At 52.0% G+C, this 716-nt stretch carries 1 protein-coding gene; it reads right to left on the reverse strand.

Annotation, left to right across the window (positions count from 1 at the left end):
- Positions 1-716: phage portal protein (locus APU02_RS10815; protein WP_072197108.1), on the reverse strand; the 716-nt coding region annotated here is incomplete at both ends.

A 716-nucleotide genomic window follows, 5' to 3' on the forward strand; every position in this document is an offset into this window, starting at 1 on the left:
TAGTACGCGGCACGTCCGACGCTATCGGCGCGCAGAAGTCCTTCAACAGAGAACTCCGCAAACACCTCATCATCACTGTCCAGCAGGCAGCGCCCTATCTCCTGCTCGATATTGACCAGTAAGGGACGGAGCGTATGCGTCAGGAACAGGAGGTTCATCCCTTCCAGGCTGGAAGCCCAGCTGCTTTGTTTGGTGGTGTGACCAACCATGTAGGGCGGGACGCGAAACCAACGGCAAATTTCCTCAATACTGAAAGAACGGCTTTCCAGCATCTGAGCATCTTCCGGGTTCATGGTGACGCCCTGATACTTTAACCCGCCTTCCAGTACCATTATCTTTCCGGCATTTTTAGAGCCGGTGAACTTTGCCATGTACTCCCGGAGCCTTTCCCTCTGCTCATCGTTTAATGCTTGTTCCGCTGTCAGGAAACCAGAACTTTGTAACCCTTGCTCGAATATTTTTGCCGCAGATTCTTCTACCGCCATCGCAGAACCGATCACATCGCGGCCGGTTTTCATTGGTATCATGCCGCAAACACCATCCAGACCGAATCCACGAATGTGCATAATGTTTTTGACAGGAATGACGCGTTCGCTACCGTTTTCGGTGTATTTGTACTCCAGCGCCCCGGTAGTAAGACGCTTAACCACCATGTTCTGCGGCAGCAAGGGCACCAGCGATACCAGGCGGTTTGCGATGAATTTCTTCTCAATGAA

This window comes from Citrobacter sp. 50677481 (genome assembly GCF_001463265.1).
Taxonomy (GTDB): Bacteria; Pseudomonadota; Gammaproteobacteria; order Enterobacterales; family Enterobacteriaceae; genus Citrobacter_A; species Citrobacter_A sedlakii.